The sequence below is a fragment of the Flavobacterium faecale genome (assembly GCF_048320115.1).
GTDB classification, from domain to species: domain Bacteria; phylum Bacteroidota; class Bacteroidia; order Flavobacteriales; family Flavobacteriaceae; genus Flavobacterium; species Flavobacterium faecale_A.
On sequence record NZ_CP182943.1, the window covers coordinates 3,465,441 to 3,487,009 of the forward strand.

The 21,569-nt window shown below is 33.4% G+C and carries 17 protein-coding genes; 7 read left to right on the forward strand and 10 right to left on the reverse strand.

Features of this window, described 5'->3' with window-relative positions:
• Positions 1 to 16 precede the first annotated feature (16 nt).
• The 4 genes from ACNH59_RS14405 to ACNH59_RS14420 form a co-directional block, all read right to left on the reverse strand.
• Entirely contained in the window at positions 17 to 2,233 is a 2,217-nt protein-coding gene (locus tag ACNH59_RS14405) for a TonB-dependent receptor (protein ID WP_418263216.1), read from the reverse strand.
• Between the two features lie 4 nt (positions 2,234 to 2,237).
• Complete coding sequence (locus ACNH59_RS14410; protein WP_418263217.1) at positions 2,238 to 3,533, reverse strand: hypothetical protein; 1,296 nt, start codon at positions 3,531 to 3,533, stop codon at positions 2,238 to 2,240.
• A gap of 87 nt (positions 3,534 to 3,620) precedes the next feature.
• Positions 3,621 to 4,142 carry a DUF4331 family protein gene (locus tag ACNH59_RS14415; RefSeq protein ID WP_418263218.1) on the reverse strand — a complete coding sequence of 174 codons (522 nt, stop codon included), beginning with the start codon at positions 4,140 to 4,142 and terminating at the stop codon, positions 3,621 to 3,623.
• A 93-nt stretch (positions 4,143 to 4,235) separates the two neighbouring features.
• Complete coding sequence (locus ACNH59_RS14420; protein WP_418263219.1) at positions 4,236 to 4,886, reverse strand: DUF4331 family protein; 651 nt, start codon at positions 4,884 to 4,886, stop codon at positions 4,236 to 4,238.
• Positions 4,887 to 5,204: 318 nt separating this feature from the next.
• Here ACNH59_RS14420 and ACNH59_RS14425 point away from each other — a divergent pair, with 318 nt between their 5' ends.
• Positions 5,205 to 5,735, forward strand: a complete 531-nt coding sequence (locus tag ACNH59_RS14425; RefSeq protein ID WP_418263220.1) for an RNA polymerase sigma factor — start codon at positions 5,205 to 5,207, stop codon at positions 5,733 to 5,735.
• Positions 5,735 to 6,523: an anti-sigma factor gene (locus tag ACNH59_RS14430; RefSeq protein WP_418263221.1), complete on the forward strand. Its 789-nt coding sequence runs from the start codon at positions 5,735 to 5,737 to the stop codon at positions 6,521 to 6,523. The genes ACNH59_RS14425 and ACNH59_RS14430 overlap by 1 nt, the downstream gene beginning before the upstream one ends.
• 456 nt (positions 6,524 to 6,979) lie before the next feature.
• On the opposite strand, the gene ACNH59_RS14435 is transcribed toward ACNH59_RS14430, so the two are convergent.
• From ACNH59_RS14435 to ACNH59_RS14450, 4 genes are all read right to left on the reverse strand, one after another.
• Positions 6,980 to 8,578 (reverse strand): RagB/SusD family nutrient uptake outer membrane protein, encoded by a 1,599-nt coding sequence (locus ACNH59_RS14435; protein WP_418263222.1) that lies wholly within the window; start codon positions 8,576 to 8,578, stop codon positions 6,980 to 6,982.
• Between the two features lie 71 nt (positions 8,579 to 8,649).
• Positions 8,650 to 11,835 carry a SusC/RagA family TonB-linked outer membrane protein gene (locus tag ACNH59_RS14440; protein WP_418263223.1) on the reverse strand — a complete coding sequence of 1,062 codons (3,186 nt, stop codon included), beginning with the start codon at positions 11,833 to 11,835 and terminating at the stop codon, positions 8,650 to 8,652.
• Between the two features lie 520 nt (positions 11,836 to 12,355).
• Positions 12,356 to 13,936 (reverse strand): NADP-dependent glyceraldehyde-3-phosphate dehydrogenase, encoded by a 1,581-nt coding sequence (locus tag ACNH59_RS14445; RefSeq protein WP_418263224.1) that lies wholly within the window; start codon positions 13,934 to 13,936, stop codon positions 12,356 to 12,358.
• A gap of 82 nt (positions 13,937 to 14,018) precedes the next feature.
• Positions 14,019 to 14,324: a rhodanese-like domain-containing protein gene (locus tag ACNH59_RS14450; RefSeq protein WP_418263225.1), complete on the reverse strand. Its 306-nt coding sequence runs from the start codon at positions 14,322 to 14,324 to the stop codon at positions 14,019 to 14,021.
• A 277-nt stretch (positions 14,325 to 14,601) separates the two neighbouring features.
• On the opposite strand from ACNH59_RS14450, the gene ACNH59_RS14455 reads away from it, so the two are divergent.
• Complete coding sequence (locus ACNH59_RS14455) at positions 14,602 to 15,231, forward strand: Crp/Fnr family transcriptional regulator (RefSeq protein ID WP_418263226.1); 630 nt, start codon at positions 14,602 to 14,604, stop codon at positions 15,229 to 15,231.
• 67 nt (positions 15,232 to 15,298) lie between these two features.
• A complete protein-coding gene (locus ACNH59_RS14460; protein WP_418263227.1) occupies positions 15,299 to 16,084 on the forward strand; it encodes a sulfite exporter TauE/SafE family protein in 786 nt (261 codons plus the stop codon).
• A 73-nt stretch (positions 16,085 to 16,157) separates the two neighbouring features.
• On the opposite strand, the gene cydB is transcribed toward ACNH59_RS14460, so the two are convergent.
• Together cydB and ACNH59_RS14470 are read right to left on the reverse strand one after the other, a co-directional pair.
• Positions 16,158 to 17,234, reverse strand: coding sequence for a cytochrome d ubiquinol oxidase subunit II (gene cydB / locus ACNH59_RS14465; RefSeq protein ID WP_418263228.1), 1,077 nt, complete (start codon positions 17,232 to 17,234; stop codon positions 16,158 to 16,160).
• A 105-nt stretch (positions 17,235 to 17,339) separates the two neighbouring features.
• Positions 17,340 to 18,671 carry a cytochrome ubiquinol oxidase subunit I gene (locus ACNH59_RS14470; protein WP_418263229.1) on the reverse strand — a complete coding sequence of 444 codons (1,332 nt, stop codon included), beginning with the start codon at positions 18,669 to 18,671 and terminating at the stop codon, positions 17,340 to 17,342.
• 182 nt (positions 18,672 to 18,853) lie between these two features.
• Between ACNH59_RS14470 and ACNH59_RS14475 the strand changes: the two genes are divergently transcribed.
• Genes ACNH59_RS14475 through ACNH59_RS14485 form a run of 3 tightly spaced genes read left to right on the forward strand, consistent with a single transcriptional unit; the run spans position 18,854 to position 21,547 of the window.
• Positions 18,854 to 20,275, forward strand: a complete 1,422-nt coding sequence (locus tag ACNH59_RS14475) for an MBL fold metallo-hydrolase (RefSeq protein WP_418263230.1) — start codon at positions 18,854 to 18,856, stop codon at positions 20,273 to 20,275.
• A 41-nt stretch (positions 20,276 to 20,316) separates the two neighbouring features.
• Complete coding sequence (locus tag ACNH59_RS14480; protein ID WP_418263231.1) at positions 20,317 to 20,706, forward strand: DUF202 domain-containing protein; 390 nt, start codon at positions 20,317 to 20,319, stop codon at positions 20,704 to 20,706.
• A complete protein-coding gene (locus ACNH59_RS14485; RefSeq protein ID WP_418263232.1) occupies positions 20,699 to 21,547 on the forward strand; it encodes a methyltransferase domain-containing protein in 849 nt (282 codons plus the stop codon). The genes ACNH59_RS14480 and ACNH59_RS14485 overlap by 8 nt, the downstream gene beginning before the upstream one ends.
• The last annotated feature ends 22 nt before the right edge of the window (positions 21,548 to 21,569 follow it).

Here is a 21,569-nt window from a genome sequence, read left to right on the forward strand (position 1 = left end):
AAACAAAAATCAATCTCTAAAATCTATAACTAATTTTTCCTTTCAGAAAAAAAGGTGTCCCTGGAGTAAAATGAATTTCTTCAACGCTATTGGATTCATTTTGCAATCTGGTTTCTGTAGCAAATTGGGTTTCATTCCATTCCTTATTGAATAAATTTTCAATAGCAAAACCGAATGTTAGGCTTTTCAATTCGTAATTGAGGTTACAATCTACAATTCCGTAACCTTTAGCAACGATTGAGTTATCCTCATTGGCAGGTCGATTTTTCAAATGTCTATAATGAATTCCTCCTGAAAAACCATTCCATTTTTGAAAACTTAAACCTGCAGTAGCTGTAAAATCAGGTGCGAGTGGAATGTAATTTTGACCCGATGGATTCTCCCTATCTCTGGCATAGGTATAAGTCAAATCCGTATCAAAAAACAAAAAATCGTTCATCTGGTAACGAATACCTAAATCAGCTCCCATTCTTTTTGTTTTTCCACTCGGTTCGATTATTCCTGCGTCACCCACATACACAAACTCTTGTTCCAAAAACAATCCCCATAATGCAGTATTGACTAATAATTTTGGACTCGCTTTAAAAATAGTTCCTAAATCAAAACCTACCGAACTCGGAAGTATCTGTCTTCCATTGTTTTCAACCACCACCCTAGTATCGTTAGAATGAAAACCTACGCCAGTTTTTAAAAAATATTGTACGTTATTATTGGGCGCGTAAATAAAATTTAATTTGGGAGAGATCTTAAATTCAGTTTCTGATTGTGTAGCATAACTCGTAGCCAATTTATCTTGGTAATTAAATTTGAAAAAATCAAAACGAACCGCTGGATTGATCATCCAATTCCCGTGTTTGAATTCGGCGTTCCAATAATTAAACCCATTAAACTCTTCAATATCTCCCAGTTTAATCTGGTCTAGGGTCGTGGTTCTCCCTTTTGTATGAGACAATTCAGAATCGACGGTCGCATCGGCTCTAAAACCGGCACCTACTTGTAGTAGTACATCCCAATCCTTTTGTTTTAATTTCTTATTCCATTCCGAATTCATTCCATAAATAGAACGATTTTCTTTCTGTTTGATTTGGTCTCCATTTATCGGATCCTCTAAGAAAAAAGTAAAATTCGAATACAATTCAAAATCATATTTAGAATAAAATACATTGGCTTTTACAAACGTATTTTCATCAATAGATTTCACCAAAGCCGCATTGATATTAGTCCGAGCTGTACTTCCCCCTTCGGTATTATCCACAGCTCCAAAACGTGAAATCAAACCTTGATCTACCAATCGTTGTGGTATTTGCCCAGAAGCATCCCATCGACTTGCAAAACGAGAAGCCGTAAAGGAAAATTTGCTATTTTCATCTAATAAAGTCGTAAACTTTCCCAATAAATTCACTCTATTAAAGTTTTGTGGACTATCAAATGGACCGTCAGTCAAAATATATTCGGTAGCGATATAAGCCGATTGTTTTTTTTGTTTTCCTAAAAGGTTAAAGATTCCCACTAATCTTTGTGTATTGAACTGCCCCGCTTCAAGACTTATCATGCTTTTATCAATTTTCTCTTTTGTTTGAAAAGCAACATAACCCGCTGTTGCAAAATCACCTTTGTCAGCATAATAGGAACCTTTGCCAAAATCAATTTTCTCAACTGTTTCTGGAATTACAAAATGCAAGTCGGCATAGCCTTGACCGTGCGCATGCGAAACCATATTCACTGGCATTCCATCGACTGAAATTGCTATATCAGTTCCATGATCAATATCAAACCCCCTTAGAAATATCTGTTCCGCTTTTCCACCACCTGCATGTTGACCAATGAATAATCCTGGAACTTTTCTTAAAATTTCTTGGGACGAATTTACGGGGGCGGTTTCCAAATCTATTTTGGAAATCACATTCATTGCTGATAATTTAGGTTGGATGATAATTTCATTCAATTTGAATATCGCATCCTCTAAAACAATTTTCAATTCGGAGGTAGCTACTGAATATTCTACTTTTTTATATCCAAATGCAGTAACTGTAAGCGTATTTCCTATTTCGGTTCTATCCAAAACAAACCTACCAAAGGCTGTTGTATGGGCATGAGCATTTGAATTACTGTTGACTACATAAGCATTTTCGATAGGGTTCCCCAATTCATCAACAACAACACCTTTTACATTTTGTGCAAAGGATGTAATTGAAATACAAGACAACACCACTATTAAATATAGATATTTCATACGTTTACAATTCTTTAATTTTCGATTCAAACTCAGGACCTAGTTCATAAATACTGCTTTCCAATTCTTTTTTCAAACTAGCAACCTTATCCAATTGATTATTTGCCTTGTAAATCATTGCCAAATGGTATTGAATATGTGGTTCAAATGTTTTTCCAACTACTTTATCATTAGCTATGGCTAAAGCATTTTTAGTGTCTCCTTTTTTCAAGTAAGCCCATGCTAATAAATCAAAGGATTCAGGTGTAGGACGATGATCTACTTCTTCTTTTGCAATTTCCAAAGCTCTATCAAATGTCAATTGATTGTCGGCATAAATTAAGGCATTGTATTTATTATACATCGCACCATAATTTTTTTTGGCTAGGCTTTCAAAATAATCTTCTTGGTATTTTTCAGCATCCAGTTTATTTTGTTCAAAGGAAGCAATTTCCGACTTTAACAACAATAAATCCGGTGTATTATGTGATTTTTCAATTGCTGTGATAATTCTTTTAGCTTCCTGAGTATTTCTTTCGTGTGAAAATACAATCCAGGCAATTCCTTTTTTAGCATATGCATTATTAGGATCTATTTTTAAAGTCATGATGTAATGATCATATGAATCTTGAATTCGACCAGCATGACCGTAAAAATCAGCAATATTAGAATAAGACCAAACTTTTAACAGCTTGTTGTTTTCTTGCTCAGCAATCTTTTTTGCTTTCTCCATAAATCTGATTGCAGTATCTAAATCACCCTTATGATCGTTCCATTTAGCAAGGCGAATGAGATAATCAAAATCATTCATGTCTTTGGTGGCTTCAAGATTCATTAGAGCCTCATTATAATTCCCTAGTTCCATTTGCACATCAAACAGTAACTTTTTTGACTCTATTCGTCCTTCTCCTATGGAAAAAGCTTTTTTCGCTAAAACCAAGGCTTCTTTAAAACGATGTTGGGAAATATAATTTCTAGCCAATGCCCTTAAACTCCCTACACTATTGTAATTTCTAGCTTCATTAGCCAGTATCAGTAACTTTTCAGCATGATATAAATGATTTATGTTTCCAGTAAATTGAAATAAAGCACTATATTTAGAGGCAATTATACCTAAATAGGATTTTTGGATGGTATCAGCCTTATATTTGGTTTCCCAAAATTTAATTTCTTGGAGGGTAAAATCCAAATCTTCATTCTCTTTCACTTCCAAAAAAGCATTGTAATCCTTTGAATCGGTAATTTGTTTTTTCGGGTTGGTACATGAAACAAGAAATGTTATTCCTAAGAATACCGTGAGTATTTTTATAGTTGCATTCATAATCTCATTTTTGTTTGTTTATTTGAAATAAAAACAGAGTACTATGGTAATATGACGTACTCTGTTTTTTTTTAGTGAAAGATCATATTACCAAGCAGTCGCTAAGTATGGAAAAGATGTTGTAAAATCTTTATCATTCTTGTTCACATTATCTTTTGTCAATCCTGGATTTGATGTTCCATTTGGACCTCCAAAAATCAACAACAATTCCACATCAATCACATCGTCCCCAAGTGCTCTACCAGTTAAAACATTTGTTCCGTCAAAAAAAGTTGTTTTTCCAGAAGTAGATACTCCTAAAACATCCGTTGCTAATACAGATGTAAAAGTATCCGCATCAAGAGTTAGCGCATTTGTTGTATAATTTGGGTTTAAAGCTAACAATCTAGCTTTAAAGACAGACTTATATTTAGCATTCATTTCAGAAGGTATGGTTCCATTGAAATCGTCTTTTGGCTGACCTGATGCTACAAAAACCGTATTAATAGCTGGTCGTCCCATTTGGTCTTGTTGAACAAAAGTTCCAGTAAAGTCAGGCTCTACTGAACTATTATTATCATTATTGTCGCAACTTACCGCTCCTACAGCACATACAAGTGCTAAACTCATTACTTTTATTTTATTTATTGTTTTCATAATTTATGTATAAGGATTTAACCCGATTTTGAACTTCAAAATCAGCTGATTGTAATTAAAATTTGATTATTGTTTTTTCTTAGTTTCCACCCAAGTATTCAATGAAGCAGCTGTTCCCAATTTTGCTTTAGGTACCTCAATTACCACTGAAAGAACATTTGTTCCTGCAAATGTATCCACACCAGTAGTTCTAAATCCAGCAGCTTTGCCATCAAGAATGTCTAAATATTGTCCTAAATCAAAAAAGAAAGGATCATCTCTAGGTCCTGCAAAAAACTTCATTCCGTTTTGAGTAGCTGTAATCGCTGATGCTCCATATTTAGAAATCATCACGTTTCCAGAAGCCTTACTCATATCAATTGTGCTAGTTTTTCCTTTAACGGAAGGAGCGTATGGTCCAAAGAAATACATTCTATCTCCTTTACGAATCGCTTGAATAACCAAATCTTCTTTATTATCCCCATTATTATCAATATTCACTTCGATCATCACATTTTCGTTGAATGAAGCAGCAGCTGTTGTAGCAGGACTTAATAATCCTTGAGTGTTTACTGCAAATACTAAATTATTAGTATCCTGTCCTTGAAAGGCATAGAAATCTGTAATATCAGATGCTGTGTCCTTAACCGCTGGTGCGTCAATATGATCCGCTGCCACTAAGGTTAATCCCGCTATCGCAATTAGCGAAAGTCCTAAAATTGTTTTTGTCTTTTTCATTTTGTAAATTTTTAAAGGTTATAATAGCATTTACGAGATTAAATTCCTTTTGGTTTTAAGTTTTCAAAAAAAAATAAAAAAACATTCATTGTGTATAATCATTAATTCTAAAAAAAGAAGATCATCTCAACAATTCAGCTGTAGAATTTATTTCATCATGACAATTTTCAAAAAAACTAGGAGTTCTCCAAAACATACAAAATATAGACCACAACCCTCATTAAGAAAAATTGCACAACATGATTTCTACTTTATTTATTTTAATAAGTACAATTCTAAATAAGTTTGTATAAGTTTGTAAACAAAATCGAAAACATCATGACACAAGAAGAGTTATTAGTTTTAATCTACAAAAAAGACGAAAAGGCTTTTACCTATCTTTATGATATGTATTCTAAAAGTCTATTCGCTGTTATAAATGTTCTGGTTAGAAATACTGAAGAAGCAGAAGATGTGCTTCAAGAGGTTTTTATCAAAATATGGAAAAACATGGATTCCTATAATGAAAGTAAAGGAAGATTTTACACTTGGATCCTCAATATAGCTCGAAATACTTCTATCGATAAGTTACGTTCTAAAAACTTTAACAACAGTCAAAAAAACCTTTCTTCTGATAATTTCGTACATCTATTAGATGACAATACTAAATTGACTAATAAAGTGGATACCATTGGGCTACAAGAGTTTGTAAAAAGGTTAAAACCAAAGTGTATACAAATAATAGATTTACTTTTCTTTAAAGGATACACCCAACAGGAAGCTGCGGAAGAGTTAGAAATACCACTAGGAACGGTAAAAACACACAATAGGAATTGTATAAATGATTTAAGAACCTATTTGAAAGTATAATGGAAAATAAAGAATATATAGCATCAGGAATATTAGAACTTTACGTTTATGGCTTACTCAGTGAAGCTGAAAACATAGAGATTGCTAATAAAGCCAAAAACGACCCCGAATTACAAGCAGAAATTATAGCCATAGAGCAATCTATTGTGGCATTATCATCAAGTTTCTCGCCTTTCAATTCTATAGGGAATTATGAGAAAATCAAAAACAGTTTAGGTTTCAAAAAGGAATCTGAGGTAATTGAATTAGAGCCAAGAAGAAGCCTTTCACCTTATATTGGTTGGGCAGCAGCTGTTCTATTACTAGTAGGAATTGGCTACCAATACACGCAACTTAATGTTGCCACTAACCAAGTAGTAAATGCTGAGGCTGAAAAAGAAAAAATAGAAAAAGAATTGAATGCTTTGACTTTAGAAAACAAAGCTATTGAATCTAGTTTAGCCGTCATTAGAGATACCAACAATACAGTGGTAGCACTTGGAGGACAAGCCGTAGCACCAGAATCATTTGCTAAAATTTATTGGAACAAAGAAACCCAAAAAGTATATGTAGATGCCTCTGGATTACCTGAACCTCCAAAGGGAATGGTCTATCAAGTATGGTCATTAAAATTAAACCCATTAACACCTACAAGCATTGGATTATTGGATAATTTTGTTGCCAACAATCAACGCATTTTTGCTGTAGAAGCTACTCCTGACGCTGAAGCTTTTGGAATTACGTTGGAACCAGCAGGAGGAAGTCTAAGCCCTACAATGGAACAATTATACACCTTAGGAAAGGTATAAATCCTATTGCAATTAAGCAAATCTCATTTATACAAAGACCAGCTTCAAATTCGATTGAAGCTGGTCTTTTTTTATTTACAATTCATTCACGCCTGTCAAGAATCATCAGCAAATAACAACTCTCAAACCAAAAATTCTTTGAGGCTACTTTATCCCATTGTGTTTTTCTAAATACAACCCATAAAAAACTACAATGTCAAAGAAATAACCTAAAATAGAAGAATTAACCATAACATAGCACTTGCATTATCTCACCTTGAGCTAAAAACTAATTGTGACAAAACTATTATAGACGTATGCTTCAAATTTCTAAGAGAAAGATATAAAAGCAAAAAACACCCAATCACTTTTGTCGAAACAAATGTCATTGGGTGTTCAAAAAAAAAAAATTAAAAATTGTTTTAATACTATTTCTTTAATTAAATCTAAAATCTAATCTTTAAAATGTATTTCCTGCTAATAGCCCTCATTCTGATTGATTGGAGTCTTCGTATTAGTTATAATTTCAATATTTGGGATAGGTAATAATTTAAACTTAGGATCTGCTGTATGAGCCTGTAATTGTGTTAAACTAAAAGGATTATCATACATACTATAAAAAGCAGTCATATTAGCAAAATGATTATCCATTACTCCTTTAGCAGTAATCGTTGTCATTGTAGTGTTAAAACGCAACAAGTCAAACCAACGTTGATTTTCTAATGCAAATTCCCATCTTCTTTCATTAGCAACCGCTAATTCATAAGAGGCTGTTGTTGCTAAATTTAACAAAGTGTAAGCAGGCAAACCAGCTCTTGTATGAACTCTATTAATATAGTCTAAAGTAGTAGTGTTAGCAGTTCCTACAGCCTCACAGTACATCAATAATATATCACTATATCTCAATACTGGCCAATCTAATTCAGAATCATTTGCAACAGCTACAGTAGTAATATGTTTAGATGCCCAATATGTAAATGTACTAGGAGCTGAAGTAGGTGTTGGTTTATAGACCTTGATATTATAATTTCTTCTCACATCGGTTTCACCATAAGATTTATACAATTCTTCTGTAGGATTATTATATGATCCTCTAGTTCCTGCAGGAACAGGTAAACCTGTTTGATTGGTCACTGATGTAGTATTACTAGAAAATAAATTTGCTAATGAACTACCGTATCCTAAACCACCTGATTTAAAACGAATGGCAAACAAAATTTCAGCATTCAATTCATTCGTTGATGAAAATACATTTGCATAAGCTCCAGTACCTGTTAAAATAGAGTGTCCACTATTAGCGATTACATCTGTAAGCAATGGCAAAGCATCCGATTTTTGTCCTCTAGTTAAATACACTTTAGCTAACAATCCTTTTGCTGCCCATGCAGTGGCTTTCCCTCTATTTGCGGCTACCGTACCTGCATAAGTAGTAGCAATACAGTTTTCAGATGCATTTTTCAAATCAGCAATAATGAATTTATAGATATCATCTACAGTTGCTCTTTTAATGTTTAGAGCTTCTTCAGAGCTAACTGGTCTATCTAATAAAAACACACCACCGTACAATCTAACCAAATTAAAATAATGATACGCTCTCATAAAAGAAGCTTCTCCAGCAGTTCTTTTACGAATTGCTTCAGATACTGACACAGAACCGTTGTAATCAATAGTGCCAGTGGTTGGATTATAAGAAGTTTTCAAACCTTGTAATAAGGCATTTATACTACGTATACTTGTATAAGAAGTTGCCCAGTAATTCTCTATAAATAAATCAAAAGAAGGCGCTTGAAACACATCATTACTATACACTTGTAAGTTTTGAGCATTTGTTGTTCCTGTATTATTCATAAAGGTGTTGTCACTCCTGATTTCAGACAACATCCATTCAAATGCAATAGGACCTCTTAAAGTACTATAACATCCATTTATAGCTAGATTCAATTCTGTTTCATCTCTATAAAAGTTTTCACTACTAATTTGATTAAGATTGTCAACTTCAATATAATCAGAACAACTTGATAGCGATAGAATTGAAAATAAAATTAACAACTTATTTTTATTGATAATATTTTTCATATTTATATTTTTTAAAAAAATTTTTAAATTTCACAAAACTTGTTTTACCAAATTTTAGTAAATCCATTTTATTATAATCCTACTTCAATACCAGCAAGAATAGTTCTTTGTATTGGGTAAGCTCCTCTTTGATATCCTGCATGCAATGCATCTGATTGAGATGTTCTCGCTTCAATATTTATTCCTCTATAATCTTTATTAGCAAAGAATAATAAATTTTGACCAGATAAAAAGAATCTCAAATTTGTTAATCCTAATGTTTTCAAAGTTGTTTTTCCAACATTATACCCCAATGAAACTTCTCTTAAAGTCATATAACTAGCATCTTCAATAGCATTATCAGTAAACAACCAGTTAAATCCATTTGTTGTATATGGAGTTTGTCCATCGCCTGGATTACTTGGGCTTACCCATCTATTAGCCATGTAATTTAAGTTTCTTTCTTTAGATTCATTGTAATTCGTGTCTCCATTGATTAATTGACCACCTTTTACACCTTGTATTGTAAAGTTTAAATCTAAATTTTTATAGGTCAACTTATTGGTAAAACCATAAGAAAAATCAGGATACGGATTACCTAAAATAGTTCTGTCATTAGTATCAATTTTATTATCACCATTAATATCTACAATTTTCAAACCACCTTCTTTCAGTCCATTTGTTAAAGTTGTAGTGTATCCTGAAGCTGCAATTTGTTGTATACTAGTCCAAACTCCATCAGTTTTATACCCGAAATAACTTACTAATGGCTGACCTATAATAGCATAGTTATTCAATCCATTTCTATTATCAACAGTTGATGAAATAATTTGAGAATTAGCTCCTAAATCTTTAATTTTATTTTTAACATGTGAAATATTAAAATCAGTACTCCAAGTAAAATCTTTTGTTTTAATGTTAACGGTAGAAAGCTCAAGTTCTATCCCTTTGTTATTTAAACGACCCGCATTTACAATTGTAGAACTTGAACCAGTAATTAACATACTAGACTGATTTAATAATAGCTTTTCAGTTTCAGAATTGTAAACATCAATACTCATATTAACTCGGTTTCTAAACATCGCTAAGTCTAAACCAAAATTGGATTGAAAAGTTCTTTCCCAAGTAATATCTCTATTAAAATTAACTGAATTTGTATTTGCTAATCCTCCTTGAACAGAACCCGTTCCTGTTCCACTTAAGTAATTAGTGCTGTTAAAAGTATTCTCATAAAGGAATGGAGCGATATTATTATTACCCGTTGCTCCATAACTTGCTCTAAGTGCTAATCTACTAATAGCTGCAGCATTAGACATAAAATTTTCTTTAGACACTACCCATCCAATTGAAGCAGCAGGAAAACCTCCCCATTTATTTCCTTCAGCAAATTTTGAACTACCATCCGTTCTATAACTTGCCATTACTAAATATTTATCTTTATAAGCGTAGTTTATCCTTCCTAAAACAGACACTAAACCAGTAGTTATATCCGATTGTATTGGTTGTGCAATTGTGGTAGCAAAATTTAAATTTTTAACAAAATCACTCGGGAAATTAGTTCCTGCAGTAATTAATGATTTTTCTCTTGTAGATTGTAATGTAAAACCAGCTAAACCTGTAAAATCATGATTTCCAACAGTTTTCCTGTAATTCAATGTGTTTTCTGTTAAGAAATCAAAATAATAGTCATTCGTATAAGTTGCGTAATTAGGATTTCCAAATCTTGAAGCGTTCGCTGCACCAGATTCTAATCTATCAGAATTTCTATAGTAAATACTTTGAGTCGTTCTAAAATCCAAACCTTTTAGTATTTCAAAATTCAAACCAATACTTCCTTGAAAACGAAACTGATTTTGATTGTCGTCTTGCATTAACAAAGCACGCATTGGATTGGTGTTTGAAGTGGTAAAAGGAATTGCATTTGCAGCTGTGGTAAAAGCATTTCCATTAGGATCTGTTCCAGAGTAAACTAAATTTGCAAAATCATCATCTTCTGCAAAATCACCAACTTTTATATTTCTACTTGGTTGTTGACCATTAATAAAATCAGCCGTTTTTTGTGTATGATACACAGGTAAAAAACTTGGAAATCTAGTAAAATCGATAAAATTAACAGGAGGTCTTTCTCTCTTTGTATTAGATGGATTTAAATTAATATTCAATTTAATCTTGTCTGTTAAAGCTAAATCGTATTTTACTCTAAAGTTTAATTTTTGGTACTCACTTTTCAACATCAAACCTTGATCATATTGGTACCCAGTCGAAATGAAAAACTTACTCTTTTTACTTCCACCGGAAACATTAAATTGAATATCTTGATAATAAGCATTTCTTAATGCTTCATCTTGATAATCAGTCCCGTTACCATCTAACAAATCTTTCTCGATTGCATATTGTGCTTGCCACTTACTCAAAGATGTTAAAGTAGACCCATAATTATTAGGAGCAGTAGTTGTCCACAATGGATCTGCAACTCTTAAAGCTTGTTCAGCATATAATCTCTCCACATAAGCCTGAGAACTCATAATATTATATGTTTCATAAGCCTGCTTTACCCCTGAAGTATTTCTGAAAGTAAACTTAGTCTTTCCTTCTTTACCACTCTTTGTAGTAACCAAGATTACCCCATTAGCTCCTCTAGAACCATAGATAGCAGAAGATGCTGCATCTTTCAAAACCTCTACAGACTCTACATCAGCATTGTTTAAAGCCCCAAAACCATCAGGCATTGGCTGTCCATCAACTACTAATAAAGGACCTGTACCTGAACCAATAGAACTCACACCTCTAATGTTTACTTGCGTATCAGCACCTGCTTCAGAAGAGATATTTTGAATCGTTACACCCGCAATTTTACCTTGCAAAGCATTATCTAAACGAGAAACTGGAGCATTTTCAATTTTTTCACTTTTTACTTTAGCAACTGAACCCGTAACACTTGAACGCTTTTGAGTTCCATAACCAACAACTACAATTTCATTAAGTTGATTATTGGCTTCTAATAATGACACATTTACCGTTGTATTCTTTCCTACTACAACACTTTTGGTTTCAAATCCTAAATAAGAAAATTTTAGAATTGACTTAGCACTATTGGCTAATATCACATACTTCCCATCTAAATCCGTTATTGTACTCTTTCCGTCCGCTGTAACAGTAGCATTGGGAATAGGTTGCCCCGTATTATCAAGTACTCTTCCTGATATCTTAATATTATCAGTTTGTGCATTGATAATTGATGAGAAAACTAAGAGAAACATTAAAATCGTTTTTTTCATAATTTAATCCGTTTGTTAGTTAGTTATTATTTTTTGAGTTAACCTTATTTTATTATTACTATATCGATTGAAAAATTTACACCTAATTGCATTTTTTAAGGTTAAAAACTAAACGACCAATTTGGTTAACCAATCAATAAAACAAACTTAATTTTTTTAAATCAATAAAAAAAAAGAAGTAGTACAAAAAATAAAAAAATGAAAATAAAAACACATTTCATTATTTTTATTAAAAATATCTGAAATATTATAAGCTAAATACTAATTTTAATAATAATCTATCAAACAAATTGAAACAATTTTTAACTACAAATTGATAAAAAAAAGCAATTAAAACTGAATTTACTTACTAAATACATCTAATTTTTCTAGATAAAAGCTTAAACCTACCAATCTGGTAAACCAATTTAAAAAATTAAGTAAAATGTAGCAGCTTATTACAAACGAATTCCTTACTAAATTACATAAAAAAAACCTCCTTGAAAAAAATCAAGGAGGTTCTAAATATATTGAACTAATTTTACAAAATATAATCTGTATTAATAAAATTAGATTCCTTGCTGTCTAACAATTCTTGTAAGATAGAATTGTTATAATCGTTATCTTTTGAAGCTACAAATGTTCGAATTGAAAACGAACGTAAAGCATCATGGATACTTAAGGTACCTACAGCCGAATCTTTACGACCTGTAAATGGGAATACATCTGGCCCTCTTTGGCATGAGCTATTCAAATTCACTCTACTCACCAAGTTTACCAATGAATCAATAAGGGGTGCTATCGTTTTGGCATTCTTACCAAACAAACTTACTTGTTGCCCATAATTAGATTCCGCCATATCTCTCAATGGCTCTTGAATATCTTTGAATGTTAGAATTGGTACTACTGGACCAAATTGCTCTTCCTTATACACTCTCATTTCTTTGTTTATTGGAAACAAAACTGCAGGAAAAATATAATTATCTGTTCGTTGTCCTCCTTTAGCATTAATAATTTTCGCTCCTTTACTAGTAGCATCATCAATTAATTCCTGAATATAAGCAGGTTTTTCTTTTTCAGGTAGTGGGGTCAATGTCACTCCTTTTTCCCAAGGATTTCCAAAAACTAAATTATCAACTTTATCAGAGAAACGCTTGTTGAACTCAGTAGCAATAGACTCATGCACATATAGTACTTTCAATGCAGTACAACGTTGTCCATTAAAAGACAAACTACCTGCTATACATTCGTTGATAGCCAAATCTAAATCAGCTTCAGGCAAAATTATCGCAGGATTCTTAGCTTCTAACCCTAATACCAAACGCAAACGGTTTTTGTTAGGGTGTTGATCTTGCAAGGCAATGGCCGATTTACTATTTCCAATCAAAGCCAAAATATCAACTTTTCCTGATTGCATCACCGGAGCAGCAACCTCTCTACCTCTACCGTACAAAATATTAATAGCTCCCTTAGGAAAACTATTTCTAAATGCTTCTAACAAGGGTGAAATTAATAGCACTCCATGCTTAGCAGGTTTGAAGATTACAGGATTCCCCATAATCAAAGCAGGTATCAATAAAGAGAAGGTCTCATTAAGTGGATAGTTATAAGGTCCTAGACATAAAACTACTCCTAATGGACTTCTTCGCACCATAGCATTTACACCTTGTACTTTTGAGAAATGCGCACTACGACTGTTCAATTCTTTATAACTATCAATCGTATCATTGATATATTCAACAGTTCTATCAAACTCTTTTTCTGAATCACCTAGGGACTTCCCTATCTCCCACATCAAGAACTTAACAACCTCAGCACGGGTTTCTTTCATTTGTTTAACAAACTTCTGCATGCATTTGATACGATCTACCACTTTCATTGTAGGCCAAAGTCCTTGCCCGTGATCAAAAGCCGCAGCTGCAGCCTCCACAGCCTCAAGTGCTTCTTTTTCGCCCATAAATGGAATAGAACCTAAGATTGTTGGTGCATAATCTTCAGTTGAAGAAATTGTTGAAAATACAGGAGTTGTTTCTCCTGTCCATTTTTTTAACTCTCCATTAACTAAGTAAGTATCCTGATTCAGGATCTCCTTAATTTGGTACTCTTGTGGAATTGAATTCATTTTTTTTATAGTGTTGGTTTTTTTTTATGTTTTTGATATATAAATGAAAAAAAGAGGTTTTTACCCTCTTTTCTTTAAATGTCTATTCTACTTCACCTTCCCACTCTAGCATTCCGCCAAGCAAGTTATAAGTATGTTCAAATCCTAATTCATTCATTATTTCACATGCTTTGGCACTCCTAGCTCCTGAACGACAATATATGTAGTATTTCTTATCTCTGTCCAAAGCTTCAATTTCTGAAATAAATTCTTGACCTTTATGTATATCGATGTTAATGGAATTTGGAATCATTCCTTCGTTAACTTCACTCTCAGTTCTTACATCTAGAATTACTACATTCTCGTCTGCTTCTAACTGAGCAACCCATTCTTCTTGTGATAAATTCATAATTCGTTATTTTTTTAGCTAAAATACAACGTTTTTACAAAACAAAAAACATTAATTTTAAGATATTCGTGATTACGAAAACGTATTAGTTTAGATAAGGACTTGATTTTTAAAGAGATATAGAATTGTATTTTTTTTAGTTATTTAAAATAAATACACCTTATTCCAATCTAAATATAATAACATTGATTTAAAACTAGATGAACCATAATCACTGAATTAAAACTAAAGCTATTTCATAAAAGATTGTTACTTTTGAATAAACCACTAAAGTCTTATGCCTGATACCATAAAAAAATTATTCGCTAGCTTTTCAAACGACCTCATCCATGATGTACAGGAAAATGCCATCCTTAAAAATGTCGAAGCTGGTGAGGTTATCATGAGAACGGGCCAATATATTAAAAATACCGTTTTAATCACCAAAGGAAAAATAAAAGTATACCGAGAAGGAGAAAATGGAGGAGAGTTTTTTATGTATTATCTACAACCTGGACAAGCATGTGCCTTATCCATGATATGCGCTACCAAAAATGAAAAAAGTCAAATAATGGCCAAAGTAGTTGAGGATGTTGAATTGATGATGATTCCACTTTCACTTATGGATCGTTGGATGATGGAACATCGCTCTTGGTATGAATTTGTTATAGAAACCTACCGCAGCCGATTTGAAGAAGTTCTTGAAGTTGTGGATAATATTGCTTTCAGAGCTATGGACGAGCGTTTGGAATTCTACTTAAAACGCCATCGGGATGCTTGCGGTTGTAATGTTCTAAAGTTATCTCACCAAGAAATTGGTACTGAACTCAATACTTCTCGTGAAGTAATTTCAAGACTTCTCAAAAAAATGGAACAGAGGGGATTAGTTAAATTGCATCGAAATAATATTGAATTATTAGACCTTTGATTAGCTAATGTGATAAATGTTACTGTACAACTATAAATAACCTCCCACCTTTGTAAAAAATTACAAAATGGAATATTTAGGTTATTTTGCATCTATTATCATTGGACTTTCTTTGGGATTAATTGGCGGAGGAGGCTCCATCTTAACCATTCCAATATTAGTTTATTTGTTCAAAGTGGATCCAGAGCTTGCTACTAGTTACTCTTTATTTATTGTAGGCACTACTGCTTTATTTGGTGGCTACAGTCATTTTAAATTAGGCAATTTAAATATAAAAACAGCCCTCTATTTTGCACTGCCCTCGGTGGTATCCATTTTGATTATTAGAGAAGTAATTTTTCCTCAAATTGCTTCCACAATTTTCACAGTTGCCTCCTATGCTGTTTCGAAAGATTTACTAATCATGATCGTTTTTTCGATTCTAATGATTACTGCTGCTATCTCAATGATGAAAGACAATAGCAACTTGGTAAAGAATCCAAAAACAAATTTCACTCAACTTGGTTTCATTGGATTTCTAGTGGGAATTGTCACTGGTTTTCTAGGTGCAGGTGGCGGTTTTTTAATCATTCCTGCTTTGCTATTTTTCGCCAATCTCCCAATGAAACAAGCGGTGGGTACTTCCCTTTTGATAATATTTATCAACTCTACAATCGGTTTTGCAGGGGATATATACATAGGCACACCGGTAGACTACAAATTTCTATTCCTAATCTCATCAATTGCATTTGCAGGAATGCTTCTTGGAATTCAACTTTCAAAAAAGATAGACGGCCATAAACTAAAACCTGTTTTTGGTTGGTTCGTATTGATTATGGGAATATACATTATTGCAAAGGAGATTTTTATGTAAAAAGGAAGTTTAGCATTATTTGTTATGAGCTGCTTCAACTCTAAACAAAACTCACTAACCCTAAACCTATAACTCAATGCTCTCCATAACCTACATCATCCATTTTACCACTAAAAACTTTGTATTGGATTATAAAATAACCAATAACCAATACTAAAGCTATTGCAAACCAATAAACCCCAACAGACAAAGCGTAATCTTCATTGGCTACATTATAAATGGTTAACGAAGGATTAGTAGAATTGGTAGATGGTAAAACTTCTGGAAAAATAGAAGCCGTAGTAGATGTAAAACCACCAACAAGGAAAAGTGTCGAATATATAAATCCTGTGATATCCTTCTTAAAACTTTTGACCTTAAAAAGCCCAAATAACCCAACAAAAGTAATCAAGGGAAAAATAAAAAGAATTGGGGTTTCTATAAAGTTATGAAACGGCTCTTCTTCAATAATATGCCAAACCGATAGTGATACAATCACCAGTCCAAGAAGCACATAATTTAATTTATAAATCACTTCTTTCAATTGAGAATTTAGGTCCGAATTGGTTTTGTAAATAATCCAGTTGGCACCATGAATCATCAATGCTACTACGCTTACAATACCTAAAAACAAAGTAAACCAGTCGATAATTCCTAGCTCTGTTGCTACTGGGCTAAAACTAGAATTCCACAACGGTAAGAAAAAATAATGTGGTTCTTGTGTAGAGACCCCATTGACCACCATACCAAGATTCACTCCTCTCACTACATTTCCTAGGGCCATCCCAAAAAACAAGGCTAATAATAAACTAGCAATTCCAAAGGCTTTGTCCCATACTACTTCCCACATATGATGGTGAAATTGTCCGCGTAGTTCCAGCCCAATCGCTCTAAAAATAAGCAACCACAAAATCATAATCAAAGGCAAGTAAAATCCACTAAAAGAAGCTGCATACAAAGTAGGAAAAGCGTAAAATAAAACACCTCCACCTGCAATCAACCAAACCTCATTGGCATCCCAGAAAGGACCAATTGCATTGGTAATGGCTTTTTTATCTTTTTCTTTTTTGGCAAAAAACAAATGAATGATTCCTGCCCCAAAATCATATCCATCCAGTACCACATAGGTCCCTAAAATGACGATTAATACGATGTACCAAAAAAATTCCATAAATTGATTATTTATTTTTATTTAAGATATTTAGTGAACGATTTTTGATTTCAGAATTCTCAAAATCAAAAAAACTTCGTCCCTAATTACAAAATCTCCTGTTATTTAGTGTTGTTCTGGTTCTGGTCCTTTGTAGATGATTTTACCAACTAAGATTGCGAATAGCATTCCCAACAAAGCATATAAACCTACAAATCCCATCAAGGTAAACAATGTGTTTCCTGAGGAAACTGTTGGCGAAGCTCCATCAGCTGTTCGCAACAAATCATAAACCAACCACGGTTGGCGCCCTAATTCAGCTGTGTACCATCCCGTTGTATTGGCAATATAAGGAAACGGCATCATGAACATAAAAGACCACAGCAACCATTTGGTTTGGAACAGCTTATTTCGACTCAATTGAAAAGCGGCCAAAACCATCATCCCGATAAACAAAGTCCCTAATCCAACCATAATGTGATAGGCATAATACAAGCCTGAAATATTAGTAGGATGAGTGTTTTCTGGAAATTGATCCAAACCTTTCACCTCAGTATCCCAGTTTCCGTATGTCAAGAAACTCAACACATTAGGCACAGCAATTTTGTTATCCAACTTTTTATCTTTTACATCTGGCTGTCCTATTAGTACAATTTCGGCCCCTTTTTCCTCGGTATGAAAAATTCCTTCCATCGCTGCAAAGGTTACCGGTTGATGTTTCACCACATTTTTAGCCAATAAATCTCCAGTAGGCATTGCCACAACCAAACTCGAAATCAGCCCAAACACAACACCTGTTTTCAAGAACAATTTACCATAGGATACATTGCGGTTATTCAAAATATAAAAAGCACCTATTCCTGCCACTACAAACGAACTTGTCACCATTGATGCCGCTTGATTGTGTAAATAAGAAGGCCAAAGCCACACATTAGTAAATAAGGCACTAAAGTTTGTAAGTACAAATTTTCCGTTTTCGAACACTTCATACCCTACTGGATGTTGCATCCAAGAATGGGTTGCAATAATTAAAAAACCACTAGCCCAAGAACCTAGACAGATTAGCAAGCCTGTTATAAAATGCCAGCGATGTCCAATAATTTTTTCTCCAAATAGAAACATTCCTAAAAAAGAAGATTCTAGAAAAAACGAAAACATTCCCTCCATGGCCAGGGTTTGCCCAATAATTCCACCTGTGAGTTCAGAGAATTTTGCCCAATTGGTACCAAATTGAAATTCCATTGGAATTCCAGTAACCACACCCATCGCAAAATTGAGGGCAAAAATACGCATCCAAAAATGAGTAGCTTTGTTATAATGAGGGTCGTTTGTCTTTAAAAATTTCCATTTGAAATAAACGACAATCAATGAAAGTCCCATGGTCAATTGCGGAAACAGATAGTGAAAAGTAATGGTGAATGCAAACTGCATTCGGTCATAAAAGAGCATTTCTTCCATAAGGAAAGGAGTTTATTTTTGATTGCGCAAATTTAGCCTAAACAGAAATAAAACACTACTTAAAAAAGTTTAAATTTCTATTATTTTCATTTATAAACTATTTTAGTTTATGTAACTTTAGTCACTATTTAACTAGAAAGGGAGCCTTATCTTTGTAGTGTAAAATTTTAAAACATACAGTCATGCAAATCGAACAAATATATACGGGTTGTCTTTCCCAAGGAGCTTATTACATCACTTCTAAGGGAGAAGCTGCCATCATTGATCCCTTACGTGAAACACAACCTTATATCGCACGTTTAAAAAGAGATAAGGTAAAACTCAAATATGTTTTTGAAACCCATTTTCATGCCGATTTCGTTTCAGGACATATCGATTTGAGCGAAAAAACAGGTGCTCCCATCGTTTATGGCCCAAATGCAAATCCTGAATTTGAAGCAATCATTGCTACGGATGGTCAAGAATTTAAAATAGGTGATGTTACCATACAAGTTTTACATACTCCAGGACACACTATGGAAAGTACAACCTATTTGCTAATTGATCCTAAAGGGAAAAAACATGCTATTTTCTCTGGAGACACCTTATTTATTGGCGATGTAGGAAGACCTGATTTAGCCCAAAAAGCGGCTTCGATGACTCAAGAACAATTAGCGGCTATTCTATTTCATTCTCTTCGAGATAAAATCATGACCTTACCGGATGATGTAGTTGTTTATCCAGCACATGGAGCAGGAAGTGCCTGTGGTAAAAACATGAGCAAAGAAACCATTTCGACTATTGGCAATCAAAAAGAAACAAATTATGCTTTAAGAGCCGATATGACGGAAGCTGAATTTATCAAAGAAGTTACCGAGGGACTATTGCCTCCACCAGCCTATTTTGGGATGAACGTCGCTATGAACAAAAAAGGATATGAAAGTTTTGAAACCGTCTTAAATCACGGTATGAAAGCTATCAAAGTATCAGATTTTGAAGCAGTTGCCGAAGATTCAGGCGCGTTAATTTTGGACAGTAGAGAAAATCAAGATTTTGCAGAGGGACACATTCCTCAATCCATCAATATAGGGATTGACGGTAGTTTTGCCCTATGGGTAGGAGAACTTATTGTCAATGTGAAACAACCCATCATTCTTGTAACTGCAATAGGCAAAGAAGAAGAAACCGTAACCCGTTTAAGCCGTGTAGGGTTTGACAATATTATAGGTCATCTAGAAGGTGGTTTTGAGGCTTGGAAAGAAGCCAACAAGGAAGTAGACACTGTAAAAAGAATTACTGCTAAAACCTTTGAAAAAGAATTTGATTTAGGTAAAAGTAAAGTAATTGATATTAGAAAAGAAAGTGAATACAAAGCGGAACATGTAAACGACGCTTATTTAAGACCTTTAGCTGAAATCAATGATTGGATTGAAGAAATCAACCCAAAAGAACATTTTTACATGCACTGTGGAGGCGGTTATCGTTCTATGATTGCAGCTTCAATTTTGCAAGCTAGAGGTTTTAGGAATTTCACCGAAATCAAGGGAGGATTTGCAGAAATGGCTAAAACAAATATCCCAAAAACCGATTTTGTTTGTCAGAGTAAAGTTTTGAAATCGAATTAAAAAGCTGTATTTTTAGTGTTCCAATTCTAAAAAACACTCATATGATTTCTTTATCTAAACTAGATTTTGCGAAATTGATAAAATTTAGGAGGAAACAAAAAGCCGAAGAACCACTTGTAAAACCAAATAAGGTAATTGAAACCTTAAAAAAAGATTTAATACTAAGGGAACAACTCGCCTTACAGCGGACGATTTTGGCCAATCAAAGTACATTTTTAGCTTTTCTGCGTACTGCCATGTATTTTTCAATTGTAGCATTGAGTGCTCGAAATTTACTCCAAATAGAGAATAGTTTACTAGTAGAAATTATATTTTTTGTAATCTCAGGTTTTATTTTACTTTTTGGAATAATCAATTTCTTTAAACACAAAAGAATGATTAAAGACAACAGAAAACACATTGGTGATTATCAACTGCAATATCATGAATAAAGAAAAATGCTGTACCATTTCCTGCGAAAATCCATTGGACCAAAACTATTGGGACACCCAATACCAATGCAATAGTACAGGATGGGATTTGGGCTGCGTTTCCCCTCCTATTCAGACCTATATAGATAGCTTATCTAATAAAGATATTTCAATCCTAATTCCTGGCTGTGGAAACAGTTATGAAGCAGAATACCTATTGAAACAAGGATTCTCTAATGTAACACTAATCGATATTGCACCTACATTAATAGCAACATTACAACAAAAATTCAAAAACAATCTTAACATCACTATCATTTTAGGTGATTTTTTTCAACATCAAGCCAAATACGACCTGATTCTCGAACAAACCTTTTTTTGTGCACTACCACCCTCTATGCGACAAAAATACGTTTGGAAAATGCACCACCTATTAAATAAAAATGGCATACTAGCAGGTGTATTATTCAACAAGGAGTTTGCATCAGGTCCCCCTTTTGGAGGAACTAAAAAAGAGTACAAACTACTATTTGATAGAGCATTTGAATTGGTATCTTTTGAAACTGCACGCCATTCAGCAATTCCAAGAGCTAATACTGAATTAGCCTTTCAATTTAGAAAAAACAATGAAGTTGTCGTAACTTTATATAATATAAACGGAATTACTCATAATGAAAGCAAAGAAACCGTTGGGCAAAATTTAGCAAAAAATAAATCGGTATTAAATGTCAGTATCAGCAATGATTTTACAACTATACTGGTGGTGAGCAAGACAGAAATCCCTGTCCAGCTATTACAAACTGCAATTGGCAGCAATAAACATTATGAAATAACAAAACATGAAGACGATACTATTCAATAATTGGCATACCATGCGCTGGATC